Raw genomic sequence first — 18,760 nt, forward strand, 5'->3', positions numbered from 1 at the left:
CCGTGAGCGCGAGCGGCTTGAAGGCGCGACGCACAAGGCGCTCATTTTATCGCGTGGCCCCGGCCGGCCGAAGAAGTAGCCTTGAAGCGGCTGCAGCCGGCAGTGCGTGCCAGCATGAACTCGTCGGCCGTTTCCACGCCTTCGGCGACGATGGCGATGTCCTGGATGCGCGCGATCTGGGCAAGCGCGGAGACGAAGATCTGCGCCACCTGGTCATGCGCGAGGCTGCTTATATAGGAGCGATCGATCTTGACGCAGTCGATGGGCAGCGACTTCAGATAGTTGAAGCCGCAATGTCCGGTGCCGAAATCGTCGAGCGCGATCTGGAAGCCGAGGCCACGCAGCGCCTCAAGGCGTCTCAGCACCTCAGGCGTGGCGGCCATCGCAACCGTCTCGGTGATCTCGATGATGAATTGCGATGCCGACCGTCCGGTTTCGCGCAGGACGCGCTCGCACATCGTCACGATCTCGTCGCGCTTCAACTGCTCGCCGGAGACGTTGATCGAGATGCGCCGCCCCGGAAAATGGCCGATGTCGGCGCAGGCGCGCTTGAAGACCCATTCGCCGATCATATCGATCAGCGTCGAGCGCTCGGCGATCGGGATGAACTCCGCCGGCGATATCAGGCTGCGCACCGGATGGCGCCAGCGGATCAATCCCTCCAGCGCCTCGACGGAACCGTTCGGATCGACGATCGGCTGGTAGTAGAGTTCCAACTCGCCGAGATAGACGGCGGCGCGCAGTTCGCGTTCGACCAACCGGCGATAGCGCTTGTCCGACAGCATCTCCTCATCGAAGACGGTGACGCGGCCGCGGCCGCCGGCCTTGCTCTCGTAGAGCGCAAGGTCGGCGAGCAGCAGCAGCTCGGTACCGTTGGAAGCATGCAGCGGCGCAAGCGCCACGCCGACCGAGATCGACAATGGAATGATCTTGCCCTCGTGCCTTTTGCCGGCGCGCATCGCCTCCAGCAATCGGCGCATATCTTTCTGGATGGAAGCCGTGTTGCCATGTGGGAGAATGACGCCGAACTCGTCACCGCCGAGCCGGCCGATGACGCCGTCTTCGAAGATACGCTCCGCCTCCTTGACCAGATGCGCCAGGGCCAGGTCGCCGAACTGATGGCCGAACGTGTCGTTGAGCTGCTTGAAGTGATCGAGGTCGATCAGAAGCAGGCTGGCCTTGCGCGGGTTGCGCTGGCTGCCCAGACGGTCACGCAGCGCTTCGATGAAATAGCGGCGCGTCATGGCGCCGGTCATCGTATCGATGGTCAGGAAGCGATGCTTCTCGGCTTCGGCGGCAGCCGCCGATTGCAGGCGCTGAACGACGCTCGAGCGCATGTACATCAGCACCAGCAGCGCCATCAAGGTCGATGTCGCCGATATGGCGAGCACGCCGGTGCGCGAAGCGCCTTCCGTCAGACCGAAATCGGCAAGGCAGGTGGCGGCGATGCTCACCAGGAGCAATGCCTGGATGCCGCGATAGATACGGCCGCTGTGATCCTTGATCGTCGCCAAGATACTCATGTCCGCACCCCCACAGCACGCGTCATGGCTAGGGGGCAGCCGTTAACAAACATTGAGTTCGGCTGCGGCTTCGTCGCATTAATCGGCGCTCGGTCATTCGCAGGAATTTTATGGTTAAAAAGCAATGATTTATGACAGTTTGTTGACCGGCTAATGAACTTCTATCGCACGGACTTCGACGCTATCTTTCGATGGCCGAAAACGTCGGTTGCGCGAACCCTTGTCGGCATGAAACTGTGTTGCAGGACGCGCGTTCGCGGTGGGTTGTTTCGTAGGAAAGGATAGGACGATGAAGATCATTGCGTGCGGCACCGTGCCGACGATCATCGCGCCGGATAAGTATTTCACCGGCCGGGTGCTGCAGACGCCGATCATCGAAAAGGAAGCGCCGGCGCGATTGCGGGCTACGCTGGTCAGCTTCGAACCCGGTGGGCGCACGCACTGGCATACGCATCCGCTCGGACAGACGCTTTATGTCACCTCCGGCGCCGGACTTGCCCAGACCTGGGGCGGACCGATCGAACAGATCAGGGCAGGGGACGTCATCTCGTTTGCGCCCGGCGAAAAGCACTGGCATGGCGCGGGGGCGAAAACCGCCATGACGCATATCGCCATGCAAGAGGCGCTGGACGGTGTCCATGCGGAGTGGCTGGAAGCGGTGACGTCGGAGCAATATGGCGGCTGAGCGCCTGCCTCGACGTCGGTCAGTGGTATGGATGACCGCAAAATCATGTTTGGAATGTCATGCTGAAGAGCCGCCTGCCTCTCGTCGCCGCCGTCTATCTCGGCTCTTTCGTCGCCTTGCTCGATGTCAGCATCGTCAATGTCGCGCTGCCGACGATCCAGCAGGCGCTGCTTACCGATTTCGGCGGCCTGCAATGGGTGGTCGACGCCTACACGCTCTGTCTTTCCGCCTTCATGCTGTCGTCGGGCCTGATCGGCGACCGCTACGGCCGCAAGCGCTCGTGGCTGGCTGGTGTCGGCATCTTCGTCGTCGGCTCGCTGATCTGCGCCATCGCCCCGAACCTGCCGGCGCTGCTTGCCGGCCGCGTGGTGCAAGGCATTGCCGGCTCGCTGCTCATCCCGGGCGCGCTGTCGATCCTCACCCAGGCTTTCCCGGATCCGCGCGAGCGGGCCGGCGTCATCGGCGGCTGGGCTTCGTTCGCCGCCATCTCGCTGCTGGTCGGCCCGGTGCTGGGCGGCATCCTGGTGCAGACGGTCGGCTGGCAAAGCATCTTCCTGATCAACCTGCCGCTTGGTCTGGTGACGGTCGTGCTTGGCGCTGTGTCGATCGACGAGACCTCGCACCCCGAACACGCGCATCTCGATCTTGTCGGCCTGGCGCTCTCGATCCTGTGGCTTGGTGCTTTGACCTTCGGCCTGATCACGGCCGGCGAAACCGGCTGGAGCGATCCCAAGACCGTCACGGCGCTTGTCGTCGGCATCGTCGGCCTGGCGGTCTTCCTCGGCTTTGAAGCACGCATAGCGCGCCCTATGCTGCCGCTTGGCCTGTTTGCCGACGCACGCTTTGCCGTCGCCAATGTCGCCTCGTTCGCGCTCGGCTTCACCTCCTACACCAGCGTCTTCTTCTTCTCGATGTTCCTGCAGCAGGTGCAGGGCTGGTCGCCGACGCAGACCGGCCTGCGCATGGCGCCGGCCTTCATTGTCCAGATGGTGGTGTCGCCATGGATCGGCAGGCTCAGCGCGCGCTACGGCCATTCGATGCTGATGACGGCGGGCTATCTCCTGATCGGCCTTTCCATGCTTGGCATGTGCTGGGCCGGTCCGTCGACCTCCTACGCGATGCTCGGCCTTCTGTTTGCCATCAGCGGCCTTGGCAACTCGCTGGCGATCCCGACCGGCAGCGCCGCGGCTATGTCCTACGCGCCGCGTGAGCGTTCCGGCATGGTGTCGGCGGTCATCAACGCGACCCGCCAGAGCGGCCTTGCCATCGGCATCGCGCTGCTCGGCGCCTTGATGAGCATGCGCGCGACCAGCCTGCTTGCCGGCTATCTCGGCGATGCTGGCGTCGCCAATGCCGAGACGGTGGCCCGCGCCGCCATCTCACGGCATGATTTTACCACCGACGCGGCGATCGGCGCGGGTGGCGTGCACAACCTTTTCACGATCGCCTATGCCGGCGGCTTCCATGCCGCGATGCTGACGGCGGCGATTGGCGCGTTCCTCACCGCCGCATTGCTGGTCGCCGTGCTGGCGCCGGCCGAAGCGCGCTCCGCCCGGGAAGCGAAGCAGCAGGCGTAGGCGTCAAAAAAACCTGACTGAAGCCGGGTTTTGGTGTTTCGTGGCTTGCGCCGATCAGGTCAGCGATCCCGTAAAGCGCTGGATGCGGGTGCAGGCTTCCTCCAGCAATGCGTCCGACGTGGCGTAGGAGATGCGGAAGTTCGGACCTAGGCCAAAGGCCGAGCCGAACACCACCGCAACGCCTTCGGCCTCGAGCAGTTCGGCGCAGAACGTCTCATCGGTGTCGATGACCTTGCCTGCCTTCGTCTTCTTGCCGATCAGTTGCGCGCAGGACGGGTAGACATAGAAGGCGCCTTCCGGCGACGGGCACGTGATGCCGCGCGCCTGGTTGAGCATGGACACGACGAGATCGCGACGCCCTTGAAAGATCGCCTTGTTCTTGGCGATGAAATCCTGCGGGCCGTTGAGCGCCTCGACCGAAGCCCATTGCGCGATCGTGCAGGCGCCAGACGTCTGCTGACCCTGGATCATGTCCATTGCCTTGATGAGCTGGACAGGACCCGCTGCATAGCCGATGCGCCAGCCGGTCATGGCATAGGCTTTCGACACGCCGTTCATGGTCAGCGTGCGCTCGTAGAGGCTCGGCTCGACCTCGGCGATGGTCTTGAAGACGAAATCGCTATAGGTTAGGTGCTCGTACATGTCGTCGGTCAGCGTCCAGACATGCGGATGCTTCAACAGCACATCGGCCAGCGCGCGCAGTTCCGCTTCCGTGTAGGCGGCGCCCGACGGATTCGACGGCGAGTTCATCAACAGCCATTTGGTCTTCGGCGTGATCGCCTTTTCCAGCACCGCCGGTGTCAGTTTGAAGCCGTTGTCGATCGAGGTGTCGGCGAAGACCGAGGTGCCGCCGCAGATCGCCACCATTTCGGGATAACTCACCCAGTAGGGACGCGGAATGATGACCTCGTCGCCGGGGTTCAGCGTCGCCATGAAGGCGTTGAACAGAATCTGCTTGCCGCCGGTGCCGACAATGGTCTGCTCCGGCCGGTAGTCGAGGTTGTTCTCGCGCTTGAACTTTTTGGAGATCGCCTCGCGCAGCGGCACGATGCCCGAAACCGGCGGATATTTGGTCTCGCCGCGGCGGATCGCTTCGATCGCCGCGTTCTTGATGTTGTCGGGCGTATCGAAGTCGGGCTCGCCGGCGCCGAGGCCGATAATGTCACGGCCGGCATTTTTCAGCTCGCGCGCTTTCTGCGTCACCGCGATGGTCGCGGAAGGCTTAACGCGGGAAAGGGCGTCGGCGAGAAAGGCCATGACAAACTATCTCCTAGGAAAGCGGCCAAGAGCGGCCGCGGCGCTTCTCATGTCGCAACATCGGCTCAAGCGCAAGCATTGTCGGATGAGCCAGAGGTCAAGGAGGCGTGAGCGGCAACGCTAAATTCATCAACGACCGGTAAACCCTTGACTGGCAGGATCGCAGGTTGAATTGCGAAACGAGGAACCTTTGTCGCGCAGCATCGGGCTTGCCCACATCATCCGCAACGATGACGGCACCTCCAGTGGTGTCTGGGGCATCTATACACTGCAGAGCGCGTTTCAGCCGATCTTCGCCTTCAAGGAGGGCAGGCTTTCGATCGCGGCTTTCGAGGGCCTGATCCGGCCGTTTCGCAATGGCGAGCCGCAGTCGCCGGGAGCCTTCTTCGGCACATGCCCGGCCGCCGACAGGCTGCATATCGAGGCGCTGACGCGGACGCTGCATCTTTTGAATGCCGGCGCCTGCCTGCCGCAGGAAGCGTCCATCTTCGTCAATTTCGACCCGTCGGTGTTCACCGATCGCGGCATTGCCGACAAGGCATTGCGCGACATGCGGCTGGTGCTGCACGAGGCCGGCATCGATGCGCGCCGCATCGTTTGCGAAGTGACCGAGCAGAGGTCGGCCTCGCAGGAAACGCTCTACAATTTCGTGGAGGCGCTGAAGGCTAATGGCTTCCGCATTGCCGTCGACGATTACGGCGCGGACGATTCTGACATCAACCGCATCAAGGAACTCAAGCCCGACATCGTCAAATTCGACGCCCAATGGATCACGCAATTGATGGAATCCGGAGCCGGCTTCGCGTTGCTGACGGCCATGGTGCAGAGTTTCGAAAACCAGGGCATCCGCACCGTCTTCGAAGGTATCGAGGAAGGCTGGCAATTGGAACTCGCCGAAAGATCCGGCGCCTCGATGGTGCAAGGCTATGTGCTCGCCCGGCCGGAACTGGCGCCCACCAGCTTTCGCGTTTTCGGCAAGGGTACCGAGCCGCCCCAGGTCGAGGAGAGTAAGGCGTTGCTCGCTGCGACCCCGCCCGGCTTCGCCGGCACGGCCGGCAAGGGTATTCGGGCGCAAGGTCGCGCCATGACCGGACATACCGAAAGGCGGCGCAACGCCGCCGAGGCGATCTTCGCCGACGAGATCGGCATCCAGTTCGGCGTCTATGGCGAGTTCCGGCTGTGGAGCGCCTATCAGCCGATCTTCGCGCCGCAAGGCAGGGCACTGAAGGCTGTGGCCGTCGAAGGGCTGATCGAACCGCGTCGCGTCGCGCGGCCCGTGGCGCCATCCGCCTTCTTCGACAGCGTGCCGCAAGCCGACCGTTTGTTCGTCGAGACGATGTGCCGGATGCTGCATGTCGGCAATTACCGCAACATCGGCGCCGACGGGCTGACATTGTTCTTCAACTACAATCCGATGATCAACGATCACCTCGGGCGAGCGCTGGCGGAAATCCGGCTGATGACCAGGCATCTCGGCGACTTCGACCTGCAGCCTGGCCTGCTTGTCTGCGAAATCACCGAACAGGCGGCCGACGATCGCGTCCTGATCAGCCTGGTGCACGAAATGCGGCGTCACGGCATCCGCATTGCGATCGACGATTTCGGCACCGGACATTCGACCGAGGAGCGGATCAATCTTCTTGCGCCGGATATCGTCAAAATCGACGGCGCCTGGTTCGCCGAGTTCTGCCGGCATGCGGCGGCCGAACGCTTCTTCCGGCCGCTGGTCTCGATGTTGCACGACCGTGGCGCCAAGGTCCTGGTCGAAGGCATCGAGCGGGCGACGCATCTGCGTGTCGCGCTGGATGGCGGCGTCGATCTCCTCCAGGGCTTCCACCTTGCCCGCCCGGCGCTCGCCGGCACGATCTTCAATGAAGAGCCGCTGTCGATCGACGCGCTGCTTGGCGCCAACAACAAGGTCGTGCCCTGCATCAGCGCCGCTGACGCTTGATCCCAAGAAACGCATCAGCGTCGCTGATGCTTTAGCCCAAGAACAAATCACTGGATGAGCCACGCTGAAGCGCGGTAGAGCCTTGCTATCGACGCGCGAGGTGACAGCATGATCCTTTACGACATGAGCGACAGCGGCAATTGCTACAAGCCGCGGCTGTTGATGGCCAAGCTCGGCATTCCCTTCACTCGGGTCGAGGTCAACTCGCACAGCGGAGAAACACGCAAGCCCGACTATGTCGCCAAGAATCCGAACGCGATGGTGCCGATGCTGGAGCTCGACGATGGCAGGCGCATCGCCGAATCCAACGCCATCCTGCTCTATCTCGCCGAGGGCACCCGCTTCCTGCCGGCTGACAAATACGAGCGTGGGCTGGCCTATCAATGGCTGTTCTTCGAACAATACAGCCACGAGCCCTACATCGCCGTGCGCAAGGCGCTGCTCACCTTTCCCGAAAGGGCGAAGGACGCCACGCCCGAACGGCTGGCGGCGACGCTGGAGCGCGGCAACAAGGCGCTCGGCGTGATGAACAGGCACCTGGAGCAGAACGCGTTTTTCAGCGGCAGTTCCTATAGCGTCGCCGATATCGCGCTTTACGCCTACACCCACACCGCCGAGAAGGGCGGCTTCCAGCTTGACGCCTATCCGGCCGTGGCGGCCTGGCTGAAGCGCGTCGAGGCGGATCAGGGGCACGTGCCGATCGAGTGGGTGGGGTAATTCCGGCTGCTTCGAACGAAGGCGGGCTATTTGATAAGACGCTCGTACTCGGCATGGGTGCCGATCCAGATCCAGTTATAGCCGTCGGCACTTTCCAAAGCCAAAGCGCGATAATTGCTATCGATTCTCGCTGACCAAGCCTCACCTACCTTTTTGAAGTGAAGGGATGGATGGCGAGGGTTGGTCTTCAGCAACGTGAAACTCTTGTCGGCAAGGCGACGAACTGGTTTGGGTAGAGCTTGGTATTTCCCCCCAAAAACTTGCGGTCGCCCGGTGCTTCACAAGTCGCGCAACTTGCCTGCTGCTATTTCAGCCCGCGCTTCGGCCAGCAGCTTGTCGAGCCGCCCCGCTTTTGCGTCGTCTTCGATCTGCCGATCCCACTTGTCCGCCTGAAGCTGCTCGAACCATGCGGCAAAGGCCTTCAGTTCTTCAGGGCTCAGTTCGGCGACGGATTTTTCGATCTGTTCAAGCTTGCTCATAGGCTAACGGTACCACAATCGGGCTAAAAATGGTACCATCGGTGGGACACTAGACCTCAACCCGCCTGACTGCAGACAAACAAAAAGGCGGGATAAATCCCGCCTTCCCATTTAGGTAGCCTGATCGGGAGCGTCCGGTCCGGGCTGGCAGCTATCTGCTGTTCCAGCGTATCGGGTCTTTCGCTCCGGCGCGCTCATCGCGCGACCGTCAGTACATCCGTGACTTGCCGCGCGCCCTAGGCTCTCGCCCAGTGCGCGCCATTCGCAAAAATCAGGCCGCCTTGCTCAGAGACCCAGCGGCGGACTTGCCGGTGCGGCGGTCCTGCTCGATCTCGAAGTTGATTTTCTGGCCTTCGACGAGGCTGGTCATGCCAGCGCGCTCGACAGCGGAGATGTGGACGAAAACGTCCGCGCCGCCATTGTCAGGCTGGATGAAGCCGTAGCCCTTGGTGGCGTTGAACCACTTGACCGTACCAGTTGCCATCTAAATGCCCTTCCACATTTGCTTACGTTTGACCGGACCAACGTCCGGCCGGTTGCATCGAAATTTTGGAGATAGACGTCAGCAAACGCGAGGTATCGCGAGGCCCGATCGATCGGCCAAATTCAATGGGACGCATATAGGATGATTTTGCCAAGAAAACAAGATGGTCCGCATGGGCGCCGACAGCATAGCGCTGGAATCGAGTAGAAGTTCGAAGGGAAGTTTTGACACGTGGCGCGCGTTGTGGAGGGATGAACATGCTCGCCGTTCTAGGAGAGGAACATGAAAACCATTCTGCTTGCTGCTTGCCTGGTGCTGGTGTCCGCCGAGGCGCAGGCCGTCTCGCGCTACGACCCCACCCGTATGAGCTGCGACCGGGTGCAGGCGACGATCGCCAGGCAAGGTGCGGTCATCCTGCGCTACCAGTCGACGCGCGTGCCCGGGCTGCCGCTCTACGACCGCTATGTGCGCGACGAGCGCTTCTGCAACATGGGCGAGGTGCGGTCCCGCGCCTATGTGCCGAGCGCCGACATCAGGTCGTGCGCGGTCTATGTCTGCAAGCGGCCGGACTTCGACCATTTCCGCCGCCGGTTCCCGCACCACCGCTGAGAGTCCGTTTGGAAACTCTACTCCCGCGGCCACCTGGCGGCGGTCATCTGACTCGCGGGAGCAAGTTTCGAAACGGGCTCTGGAAGTCTCAGAAGCCGAATGACGCCTGCGCGGCCGGCGGCGGGCCGACACGCACGCCTTCCATGGCCAGCATCTTTTCCTTGGTGGCCGAGCCGCCCGGCGCCGAGAAGCCGCCGATCTTGCCGCCGGCGGCCAGGATACGATGGCAAGGGATGACCAGCGGCACCGGGTTGGCGCCAAGCGCGGCGCCGGTTTCGCGGGCAAGCCCGCTATGGCCGGCGCGCTTGGCCAGTTCGCCATAGGTGGTCGTCTCGCCGAAGCCGAGCTTGCGCGCGGCATCGTAGATGGCGAGGCGAAAGTCATCGACTCCGTCAAGGTCGACCGGCACGCCGGAGAAGTCGACGTCCTCGCCGGCCGCATAGGCTTTGATCGAAGCGATCAGCTCGACGATCCACCCTGGCTGCTCCGTCGAGGTGGAGACGCCCGGGTGGCGGAACAGCCGGCGTTCGACCGCTTCGCGGCTGCGCTCGGGCAGGCAGACGCGGATCAGGCCCTTCTCGCTCCAGGCTATTCCCATGAAGCCGATCACTGTTTCTAACACTGCGTGGCCGGCCGTGATCCGAGATGTGGGTTTCATGGCGTATTCCTTCCGTAAAACCGCGAAAAACGAGTACATATCCGGAACAATATGGCATTTCGGCCCTGTTCCTGACACCCGAAAACCGCCGGCCGGCGGCGATTGCCGAGGGTGAATCGCTGGTGTAAGGACTTCTTAACAGCCCGACAAACCGGACCCGCACGGCTTGCCAGTCAAGATCATCATCACCGCGATCGGCGTGCTCGTTGCAGCAGCCGGCCTCAGCGGCTGTACCTCGACCTCGCAGATGAAGGCCGCGCCCGCGCTTGCGGCGGCGTCTAGCCCTGTTGTCGCGGACGATACGCCGACCCTGGCGCTGCCCGAAACCGTGGCCGTGCTGCCGGAACCGTCCGGCTTGGCGCAGGTGCAGACGACAGCACTTGCCGGCGATGCCGTCGCCTTGGCGACGACGCCAGGTGCCGCGCTGCCGCCGCCCATACAGCCCGGCGCGCAGCCGGCAGCCTTTGCCGGCGCGACGCCTGTCGCGGGCCAGTTTCCGCCGCCGCCGGTGCTGATGGCCGGCGCCTCGCCGACCGGTCCCGGCGCGCTCAAGCAGGCAGCGCTCTACACCACCGCCGGCGTCGCCATGCCGGTCACCGGACAGACGGCCAAGATCGCTCCGATGCCTGGCATCCAGCAGGTCGCCTATGTCTCCCCGGACAACCCGGCGCTGCTTACGGCGCCCGCCCAGCCGGAACAGCACGCCAGCGGCCCGCGCGCCGAGATCGAGCGGTTGATCGAGAAATATTCGGCGGTCTATGAAGTGCCGGTCGAGCTGGTGCGCCATGTCGTCAACCGCGAGAGCACCTTCAACCCGAAAGCCTTCAATCATGGCCATTGGGGGCTGATGCAGATCAAGCACGCGACCGCGCGCGGCATGGGCTATGACGGACCGGCGACCGGCCTGTTCGACGCCGAGACCAACCTCAAATACGCGGTCAAGTATCTGCGCGGCGCCTGGCTGGTCTCCGGCGGCAACGCCAAGCGCGCCGACATGCTCTACCAGACCGGTTATTACTACGACGCCAAGCGCAAGGGCCTGCTCGAGGCGACCGGCCTCGGCGTCGACCGCAAGCGGCACCGCCTGCCACCCGACGCCTGAGCGAGCTGTCCAGTTGTGACGCTTTGCAACATCGGCGGCGTGCCGGCGCAATTTGTGAACTCCTTCACATAGACTGACGTTAGGGCATGCTAATTCGTCGTCGTGCCGGCGGCCGATCGGCGGATCGACGCGGGCAAGGCGTCGGAGGGGGCTGTGCCGGCATGCGTCAGCCACTCCCAGGCGGGCTCCGGGGCGGTGGGTTTCGGAGCCCGTCCGCTTTCGTGTGAAGCCCATGGAGGAGATGTCCGCCTTGGCCCCGTTCACCGTCAATACACAGCGCTTCGATCCCTATAAGAACTATCGGTTCCGACTGAAATGGGACCGCAAATATGTTGCCGGCATCTCGAAGATCAGCGGGCTGAAGCGCACCACCGAAGTCATCGAACACCGTGACGGCGGCGCTGCCGGCAACACGCGCAAATCGCCAGGCATTACCCGCTTCGAGCCGATCACCGTCGAACGCGGCGTGACCCATGACCTCGAATTCGAGCGCTGGGCAAACAAGGTGTGGGATTTGCAGAACGGTCTCGGCGCGGAAGTGTCGTTGAAGGACTTTCGCAAGGACATCATCCTCGAATTCCTGAACGAGGCCGGGCAGGTGGCGCTCGTCTACAAGATCTTTCGCTGCTGGCCGTCCGAAGTCCAGATGCTGCCCGAGCTCGATGCCAACGCAAACGCCGTGGCGATCCAGGCCATGAGGCTGGAGAACGAAGGCTGGGAGCGCGATACCGATGTGGTCGAGCCGACCGAGCCCGGCTTTACCGATCCGCCGGCGTGATCGTCGCGCTACGGAACCGAATGCGGCGCTCCGCATTCAACGCAGGGCGGGGGTGCTGACGAGCTGACGACGCGCGGAAATCCGTCTCGCCGGCCTTGAAGCGAGATCGGCCGCCCCGTGAAGTTCTTTCCCGCATTTCTGGCATTGGCAACCGGCATCCTGCTTACGGTCGTTCCGGTCCACGCGGTCGAGCTTTCGATCGTGTCGGGCGACACCGGCAACGGCATCAAGGTGCTGCGCGAGATCCTCGACCGCTACGAGAAAAAGAGCGGCAACAAGGTCGGCATCGTCGTCATACCGCCCTCGATCACCGACCAGTTCGGCCAATACAGGCTGTGGCTTGCCGCCGGCAGCAGCGACATCGACGTCTACCAGACCGACGTCATCTGGGCGCCGCAGCTTGCCAGCCAGCTCGTCGACCTGACGCAGGCAACCAGGGATGTTGTCGGCGCCCATTTCCCGTCGATCATCAAGTCGCAGACCGTCAACGGCAGACTGGTGGCCCTGCCGATCTTCACCGACGCGCCGGCGCTCTATTATCGCAAGGATCTTCTCGACAAATATGGCGCCAAGGTGCCGACCACCTGGAAGGAGCTGCAGGACACCGCCAGGCTGGTCATGGACAAGGAGCGGGCGGCCGGCAACAAGGACATCTGGGGCTATGTCTTCCAGGGCAACGCCTATGAAGGGCTGACCTGCAACGCGCTCGAATGGGTGATGTCGAATGGCGGCGGCGGGATCGTCGAACTGGACGGCGCCATCTCCATCAACAACCCGAAAGCGGCGGCCGCGCTCGACATGGTCAAAGGGTGGATCGGCACCATCGCGCCGCCGGGCGTGCTCGCCTATCAGGAAGAGGAATCGCGCGGCGTCTGGCAGACTGGCAACGCAGTCTTCATGCGCAACTGGCCCTACGCCTACGCGCTCGGCAACAGCGAGAATTCGCCGATCAAGGGCAAGTTCGACGTGGCGCCGCTGCCGGCCGGTAGCGGCGAAGGCGCGCATCCGGTCGCGACGCTCGGCGGCTGGAACCTTGCCGTCTCAAAATATTCCAAACATCCGGACGCGGCGATCGACCTGGTCAAGTTCATCGCCTCGCCCGAGATGCAGAAATACCGCACGCTGCGGACGTCCAATCTGCCGACGATCGCAGCACTCTATGACGATCCCGACATCGCCAGGCAGCAGCCGATCGTGCCGCGCTGGAAGCCGATCTTTCTCGACGCCCAGCCACGGCCCTCCGCGACCGCCAGGATCAAATACAACGAGGCATCGAGCCAGTTCTGGACGGCCGTGCACAACACGATTTCCGGCGAAGGCGCGGCGGGCGACAATCTCGCCGATCTCGAGGCGAGGCTGACCAGGCTGAAAGGAAAGGGCTGGTGACCGCGACGCCGGTAAGGCGATCGCCATTGATGCGCCAGCGCGTGCGCATCGCATGGCTGTTCCTGGCGCCGATGCTTGTGGTTCTGGCCGCCGTCGCCGGCTGGCCGCTGTTGCGCACTGTCTATTACAGTTTCACCGACGCCTCGCTTGCCGATCTCGATGCCCGGCAATGGGTGGGCTTCGACAACTACTTCTCGGTGCTGCGCCTGCCGAGCGGCCGCCTGCTCTATGACGGGCTGCTCGCCGATCCGGTGTGGTGGCGCGCGGTGTGGAACACGATGCGTTTCGCCGTGGTTTCGGTGGCCTGCGAGACGGTGCTGGGCATGGTCGTCGCACTGGCGCTTAACGCCGAATTCCCGGGACGCGGCATCGTCCGGGCCGCGATCCTCATTCCCTGGGCGATCCCGACGATCGTCTCGGCCAAGATGTGGCAATGGATGCTCAACGACCAGTTCGGCATCATCAATGTGGTGCTGCTCAACCTCGGCCTGATCCACGCCAAGATCGCCTGGACCGCCAGCGCCGACACCGCGATGGTCGCCGTGCTCATTGTCGACATCTGGAAGACGACGCCGTTCATGGCGCTGCTGATCCTGGCGGCGCTGCAGATGCTGCCGCGCGAGATCGTCGAGGTGGCCAGGCTCGATGGCGCGAGCCCATGGCAGGTGTTCTGGTGGGTGACCCTGCCGCTGATCCGCCCGGCGGTGATGGTGGCGGTGATTTTCCGCGCGCTCGACGCGCTGCGCATCTTCGACCTGATCTATGTGCTGACGCCCAACAACGTGCAGACCAAATCGATGTCGATCTTCGCGCGCGAGAACCTGTTCGAGTTCGACAAGTTCGCCTATGGCTCGGCCGCCTCGACGCTGCTTTTCCTCATCATCGGCCTGCTCACCATCGCCTATATCCGGATCGGCCGGCTGAGCCTGGATGGAGGCCGCTGATATGAAACTGTTGAAGCGCGCCGGCTTCTATCTGCTGCTTCTGGGAATCGTCTTCGTCGCGGTGTTTCCGTTCTACTATGCCATCGTCACCAGCCTGAAATCGGGCACCGAGCTGTTCCAGGCCGGCCTGTGGCCGCGATCGTTCAGCCTTGCCAATTACCGCAACGTGCTGACCGAAGGGCCCTTCCTGCGCAATCTCATGAATTCGCTGATCGTCTCCGGCGCGGTGGTGGCGATTTCGCTGCTGCTCGGCGTCACCTCGGCCTACGCGCTGGCGCGCATTCGTTTTCGCGGGCGCTCGGCGCTGATGCTCGCCATCCTGTCGGTGTCGATGTTTCCGCAGGTGGCCGCGCTTGCCGGGCTGTTCGAGATCATCCGGGCGCTGCACCTCTACAATTCGCTCTTGGCGCTCATCCTGTCCTACATGATCTTCACCTTGCCGTTCACCGTCTGGGTGCTCACCACCTTCGTGCGCGACCTGCCGGTCGAGATCGAGGAAGCGGCGATCCTCGACGGCGCCGGGCCATGGACCATCCTGACGCGCATCTTCCTGCCGTTGATGTGGCCGGCGCTGGCCACCACCGGGTTGCTCGCCTTCATCAGCGCCTGGAACGAGTTCCTGTTCGCGCTCACCTTCACCTCCACCAACACGCAGCGCACCGTGCCGGTGGCGATCGCGCTGCTCTCCGGCAACTCGCAGTTCGAAATCCCCTGGGGCAACATCATGGCCGCCTCGGTGATCGTCACCGTGCCGCTGGTGGTGCTGGTGCTGATCTTCCAGCGCCGCATCGTTTCAGGCCTCACCGCCGGCGGGGTGAAGGGGTAAGATAGGTCAGATATCCAGTGCGTTACCGACCTTCTTCTTCATGGAAAGGAACTGTCCACCAAAGCGGCAGGCCGCGTCTTGCCCGTGCTCATCCAGTTGCTAAGCTTCGCCCGCGTGGGGTTTTGTTGAAACCGGAGGAAACATGATGCGGCTTCTGCTTTCCCGCCTCGCCACCCTGATCCTCGCTGCGCCGCTCCTTGCCGGTGCCGCACAGGCTGCCGACGATTGCGCCAACGCGCAGGACCAGGCGACCATGAACCAATGCGCCGGCAAGGAATTCACCGCGGCCGACAAGAAACTCAACGACGCCTACAAGCAGATCGAGGGGCGGCTCAAGGACAATGCCGCGTCGAAGAAATTGCTGGTCGATGCGCAGCGCGCCTGGGTCGCTTTCCGCGATGCCGAATGCAACTTCCAGGGTGGTCCGATCGACCAGGCGGGCACCATCTACCCGATGGTGGTCGCCAATTGCCAGACGTCTCTCACCAACGACCGGCTGAGCGATTTCAAGACCTATCTCAACTGTCCCGAAGGCGAGATCAATTGCCCGGTGCCGACGGCGCAGTAGCGTTTGCCCGGCCGTTTCGGCAGGGCAGGCTCCTGCGTGGCCGCGCGCGTATAAAAATGTCGGAACCGATCGTTTCGAAACGTCCTTGGGTCGTAGCGCAACCGCGCCGGGACGCCGGCGCGACGAGACAAGGAGCCGATCATGATCACCTTTCCCAACGAATCCGCCAAATACCGCACCGCGCGCGAAAAGCTGCTGAAGAAGGAAATCGAACTGCGCCGCGCCATGGAAGCCGTGGCCGAGGAGCGGCGCGCTCTGCCGCCGGGCGGGCTGGTGTCGCAGCGCTATGTCTTCGACGCGCTGGATGGCGAGGGCAAGCCGGCGAAGGTGAAACTGGCAGACCTGTTCGCGCCGGCCAAGGATTCGCTGATCCTCTACCAGATGATGTTCCCGCGTCATCCGCAGGAAACGCGCGATGTGGCGTCGAGCGGCGAGACGGCCAGGCTCGTCCGACAGGACCAGCCGTGCCCGTCCTGCACCGCGCTGCTCGACCAGCTGGACGGCGCGGTCGGCCATCTGCAGGCGGCCGGCTTCAACTTCGCCGTGGTGGCCAAGACCGCGCTCGACAATCTCATCGCACTTGGCCGCGACCGCGGCTGGAAAAACATGCGGCTCGTCTCGTCGGCTGGCAATGGTTTCAAGCGCGACTACAATTCCGAAACGGCCGAGGGCGCGCAGATACCGCTGCTTTCGGTGTTCCATCGCGACGCCGACGGCATCCGCCATTTCTGGTCGTCGGAGCTTGGCTTCGCGCCGACCGATCCCGGACAGGACCCGCGCGCCATCGGCACCTGCGAGATCCTGTGGAACCTGATGGATTTCACACCGGAAGGCCGGCCTGAGTGGCACGAGCAACTGCAATATGCCGGGCAGCCCGCCGCCGCGCGCTGCCACTGAAGGCGCGGCGGGTGTTCAGCCCGCGCGCCTCTTTTCAAGCAACCCTGGGGCCGATGCCGCGTTTGGATGGCAGAGGGGCTGTTTCGGATCGGAGATTTCAGATGAAAACGCTGCTGCCCCTGGTCGCCGTCGCGCTCTTTGCCGGCGCGCCGGCTGCTCTCGCCCAATCGAACGACATCGACACGGACGCGGTGGGACCGATGGTGACCGACAGCAAGGTCGATACCCAGACCTTCGTCACGACGGTGCCAAACGCCAACGCGTTCGAGATCCAATCGAGCAAGCTGGCGGAGCAGAAATCGGCATCCGCCGACGTCAAGGCTTTTGCCGGTCAAATGATCAAGGATCACACCAAGGCTGGCGAGGATTTCAAGGCGGCGCTGAGCCAGGGCCAGACCACGGCGTCGATCAAGCCCGGGGCGCCGGGTCTGCAGCCCAAGGAGCAGCAGATGCTCGACGAGTTGAAGGGCGCCAGCGGCAAGGATTTCGATGCCAAATACATCAAGATGCAGACCGACGCGCATAAGGATGCCGTCGCCCTGTTCAGCACCTATGCGCAATCGGGCGACGACCCGGCGATAAAGGAATTCGCCAAGAAGACGCTGCCGGTGCTGAAGATGCACGAGAAGCATGTGAAGGATTTGGCGGTCGCGCATCAGTGAGGGGCTTGTGCCCGATGTTAAACAAGCGGCGGCAGCGCTCTACGGCCCCCTCTCTGTCCTGCCGGACATCTCCCCCTCAAGGGGGAGATCAGCTGTCACGCCGGCTTTCGCCAATCTCCAACGTTGCAGGAAAGGCGAGGCGCCGAAGCTGCCAATCTCCCCCCTCGTGGGGAGATGTCCGGCAGGACAGAGGGGGCGCCGTAGAGCGCCTTGCTACGTATTCATCGCATTGCCGACCACTGGCTCTTTGCACCCGCACGCCGCGCGTTAAACTACGCCACCACCTCGCGAGGCCTCCATGCCCAAAATCGACCTCCCCTCCGTCCCCATCCGCAAAGGCTCCGGCTACCCCGCGCCTTTCGACGTCCCTTGCGCCACCCGCACGCGCCAGCGCCTCGGCGATGCCGGCGGCCTCGGCGATTTCGGCGTCAACCTGATGACACTGCCGCCGGGCGGCTGGTCGAGCCAGCGCCACTGGCACAGCCATGAGGACGAGCTCGTCTATGTGCTGGAGGGCGAGCTGACGCTGGTCGAGGATGGCGGCGAGACGCTGCTCAAGGCGGGCGATAGTGCTGCCTTCGCCAAAAACAGCGGCAACGGCCACCACATGATCAACCGCTCGACGGTGACGGCGCGCTATCTGGAGGTCGGCTCGCGCAACCCGGACGATGTCATCACCTGTTCCGACATCGACATGATGAGCCCGAGCTCGGATGGGCGGTTTTTGCATAAGGACGGCACGCCGTATCCGGGGCAGGGGTGAGCGAGGCTCCCCCTTCTCCCCTTGCGGGAGAAGGTGGCAGCGAAGCGGCCGGATGAGGGGTGTTCCAGCGGAGTGAGACGTTGGCATTCCCTGGAACACCCCTCATCCGTCTCGTCGCTAGCGCGCCGATCCACCTTCTCCCACAAGGGGAGAAGGGAAGAACGCTGCTGGCGTTCGGCCGGCGGCAGGATAAGCTCCGCGAAATGACAGGGTTGTCGCCCAAAGTTTTTTGAAGAGGACCCCCACCCCCTAACCCCCTCCCCACAAGGGGGAGGGGAATCCCGCCTGTGCTAACCCGGCTGATTGTCAACGTCTCGGCATTGAACTCAAGTCGGCGCGGCCGCTGGTCCCCCTCCCCTTGTGGGGAGGGGTTAGGGGTGGGGGTCCTCTTCATAAAAACGACAGCACTAGCCCCTGTTCCAAACAAACGGAGGACCACCATGGACAAGGAAGTCATCGAAGTACCCGTCATGTCGGCCAAGGTACGCGCGCTCGGCCTGCCGTGCTCGACGGCGGTGCGCGCCAACGGCTTCGTCTTCATCTCGGCGACGCCGCCGGTGGACATGGTGACCGGCGAGATGGTGCGCGGCGACATCGAAACCCAGACCGACGCGTCGCTGAAGGCGCTGAAACACTGCCTGGAAGCGGCCGGCACTTCGCTGGACAAGGTGGTGATGGTGCGCATCTACGCCGTCAATTCCGGCTTCTACAATGTCATCAACCGGGTCTATGCGCGGTATTTCAGCGTGAACCCGCCGGCGCGCAGTTTCGTGCCGGTGGCGTCTTGGCCGATGGAGTTTGATATTGAGATTGAGTGCGTGGCGGTGGCGTGAGGGGCGTGCTCGAACCAGCACTGGTAGGAATGTCAGCGAAGCGTCGCTCCGGGCGGGCTAC

Annotated in this window: 20 protein-coding genes and 2 pseudogenes; 16 read left to right on the forward strand and 6 right to left on the reverse strand. The window is 63.3% G+C overall.

Going from position 1 to position 18,760, the window contains the following annotated elements; genetic code table 11:
* Positions 1 to 41: 41 nt before the first annotated feature.
* On the reverse strand, positions 42 to 1,523 hold the full coding sequence (locus ACVDG8_RS28720) for a putative bifunctional diguanylate cyclase/phosphodiesterase (protein ID WP_455707324.1): 1,482 nt from the start codon (positions 1,521 to 1,523) through the stop codon (positions 42 to 44).
* A 289-nt stretch (positions 1,524 to 1,812) separates the two neighbouring features.
* On the opposite strand from ACVDG8_RS28720, the gene ACVDG8_RS28725 reads away from it, so the two are divergent.
* Positions 1,813 to 2,208, forward strand: a complete 396-nt coding sequence (locus tag ACVDG8_RS28725) for a (R)-mandelonitrile lyase (protein ID WP_447251464.1) — start codon at positions 1,813 to 1,815, stop codon at positions 2,206 to 2,208.
* 59 nt (positions 2,209 to 2,267) lie between these two features.
* The gene (locus ACVDG8_RS28730) at positions 2,268 to 3,785 is read left to right on the forward strand and encodes an MFS transporter (protein ID WP_447251465.1); all 1,518 of its coding nucleotides are present in this window, start codon (positions 2,268 to 2,270) and stop codon (positions 3,783 to 3,785) included.
* 54 nt (positions 3,786 to 3,839) lie between these two features.
* Here the strand turns inward: ACVDG8_RS28730 and ACVDG8_RS28735 are convergent, their stop codons facing one another.
* Entirely contained in the window at positions 3,840 to 5,042 is a 1,203-nt protein-coding gene (locus ACVDG8_RS28735) for a pyridoxal phosphate-dependent aminotransferase (RefSeq protein WP_447251466.1), read from the reverse strand.
* 190 nt (positions 5,043 to 5,232) lie between these two features.
* On the opposite strand from ACVDG8_RS28735, the pseudogene ACVDG8_RS28740 reads away from it, so the two are divergent.
* The 3 genes and pseudogenes from ACVDG8_RS28740 to ACVDG8_RS28750 all read left to right on the forward strand — a co-directional run.
* Positions 5,233 to 5,925 (forward strand): annotated as a pseudogene (locus tag ACVDG8_RS28740) (EAL domain-containing protein); the annotation flags it as partial.
* Positions 5,926 to 6,126: 201 nt separating this feature from the next.
* Positions 6,127 to 6,986: pseudogene (locus tag ACVDG8_RS28745) on the forward strand (EAL domain-containing protein).
* 115 nt (positions 6,987 to 7,101) lie between these two features.
* Positions 7,102 to 7,710, forward strand: coding sequence for a glutathione S-transferase family protein (locus ACVDG8_RS28750; RefSeq protein WP_447251469.1), 609 nt, complete (start codon positions 7,102 to 7,104; stop codon positions 7,708 to 7,710).
* Between the two features lie 26 nt (positions 7,711 to 7,736).
* Here ACVDG8_RS28750 and ACVDG8_RS28755 read toward each other — a convergent pair whose 3' ends face one another.
* The 3 genes from ACVDG8_RS28755 to ACVDG8_RS28765 form a co-directional block, all read right to left on the reverse strand.
* The gene (locus tag ACVDG8_RS28755; protein ID WP_447251470.1) at positions 7,737 to 7,904 is read right to left on the reverse strand and encodes a hypothetical protein; all 168 of its coding nucleotides are present in this window, start codon (positions 7,902 to 7,904) and stop codon (positions 7,737 to 7,739) included.
* A gap of 84 nt (positions 7,905 to 7,988) precedes the next feature.
* The gene (locus ACVDG8_RS28760) at positions 7,989 to 8,189 is read right to left on the reverse strand and encodes a hypothetical protein (protein ID WP_447251471.1); all 201 of its coding nucleotides are present in this window, start codon (positions 8,187 to 8,189) and stop codon (positions 7,989 to 7,991) included.
* A gap of 271 nt (positions 8,190 to 8,460) precedes the next feature.
* The gene (locus ACVDG8_RS28765; RefSeq protein WP_140821395.1) at positions 8,461 to 8,673 is read right to left on the reverse strand and encodes a cold-shock protein; all 213 of its coding nucleotides are present in this window, start codon (positions 8,671 to 8,673) and stop codon (positions 8,461 to 8,463) included.
* A gap of 282 nt (positions 8,674 to 8,955) precedes the next feature.
* Here ACVDG8_RS28765 and ACVDG8_RS28770 point away from each other — a divergent pair, with 282 nt between their 5' ends.
* On the forward strand, positions 8,956 to 9,282 hold the full coding sequence (locus ACVDG8_RS28770) for a hypothetical protein (protein ID WP_447251472.1): 327 nt from the start codon (positions 8,956 to 8,958) through the stop codon (positions 9,280 to 9,282).
* 88 nt (positions 9,283 to 9,370) lie between these two features.
* Here ACVDG8_RS28770 and ACVDG8_RS28775 read toward each other — a convergent pair whose 3' ends face one another.
* Positions 9,371 to 9,940 (reverse strand): methylated-DNA--[protein]-cysteine S-methyltransferase, encoded by a 570-nt coding sequence (locus ACVDG8_RS28775; RefSeq protein ID WP_447251473.1) that lies wholly within the window; start codon positions 9,938 to 9,940, stop codon positions 9,371 to 9,373.
* A gap of 166 nt (positions 9,941 to 10,106) precedes the next feature.
* Between ACVDG8_RS28775 and ACVDG8_RS28780 the strand changes: the two genes are divergently transcribed.
* The 10 genes from ACVDG8_RS28780 (at position 10,107) to ACVDG8_RS28825 (ending at position 18,699) form a co-directional block, all read left to right on the forward strand.
* Positions 10,107 to 11,042, forward strand: a complete 936-nt coding sequence (locus tag ACVDG8_RS28780) for a transglycosylase SLT domain-containing protein (RefSeq protein ID WP_447251474.1) — start codon at positions 10,107 to 10,109, stop codon at positions 11,040 to 11,042.
* 250 nt (positions 11,043 to 11,292) lie between these two features.
* Positions 11,293 to 11,820, forward strand: a complete 528-nt coding sequence (locus ACVDG8_RS28785; protein WP_447251475.1) for a phage tail protein — start codon at positions 11,293 to 11,295, stop codon at positions 11,818 to 11,820.
* A gap of 117 nt (positions 11,821 to 11,937) precedes the next feature.
* The gene (locus tag ACVDG8_RS28790) at positions 11,938 to 13,206 is read left to right on the forward strand and encodes an ABC transporter substrate-binding protein (protein ID WP_447251476.1); all 1,269 of its coding nucleotides are present in this window, start codon (positions 11,938 to 11,940) and stop codon (positions 13,204 to 13,206) included.
* Positions 13,207 to 13,235: 29 nt separating this feature from the next.
* Entirely contained in the window at positions 13,236 to 14,150 is a 915-nt protein-coding gene (locus ACVDG8_RS28795; protein ID WP_447257123.1) for a carbohydrate ABC transporter permease, read from the forward strand.
* 1 nt (position 14,151) lies between these two features.
* A complete protein-coding gene (locus ACVDG8_RS28800) occupies positions 14,152 to 14,976 on the forward strand; it encodes a carbohydrate ABC transporter permease (RefSeq protein ID WP_447251477.1) in 825 nt (274 codons plus the stop codon).
* A 142-nt stretch (positions 14,977 to 15,118) separates the two neighbouring features.
* Positions 15,119 to 15,544, forward strand: a complete 426-nt coding sequence (locus ACVDG8_RS28805; RefSeq protein ID WP_447251478.1) for a lysozyme inhibitor LprI family protein — start codon at positions 15,119 to 15,121, stop codon at positions 15,542 to 15,544.
* Between the two features lie 141 nt (positions 15,545 to 15,685).
* Positions 15,686 to 16,441, forward strand: coding sequence for a DUF899 family protein (locus ACVDG8_RS28810; protein WP_447251479.1), 756 nt, complete (start codon positions 15,686 to 15,688; stop codon positions 16,439 to 16,441).
* A 101-nt stretch (positions 16,442 to 16,542) separates the two neighbouring features.
* Positions 16,543 to 17,103 (forward strand): DUF4142 domain-containing protein, encoded by a 561-nt coding sequence (locus ACVDG8_RS28815; protein ID WP_447251480.1) that lies wholly within the window; start codon positions 16,543 to 16,545, stop codon positions 17,101 to 17,103.
* Between the two features lie 298 nt (positions 17,104 to 17,401).
* Complete coding sequence (locus tag ACVDG8_RS28820) at positions 17,402 to 17,866, forward strand: cupin domain-containing protein (RefSeq protein ID WP_447251481.1); 465 nt, start codon at positions 17,402 to 17,404, stop codon at positions 17,864 to 17,866.
* A 440-nt stretch (positions 17,867 to 18,306) separates the two neighbouring features.
* Positions 18,307 to 18,699, forward strand: coding sequence for a Rid family hydrolase (locus tag ACVDG8_RS28825; protein WP_447251482.1), 393 nt, complete (start codon positions 18,307 to 18,309; stop codon positions 18,697 to 18,699).
* The last annotated feature ends 61 nt before the right edge of the window (positions 18,700 to 18,760 follow it).

It is taken from the genome of Mesorhizobium sp. ORM8.1, assembly GCF_053005525.2.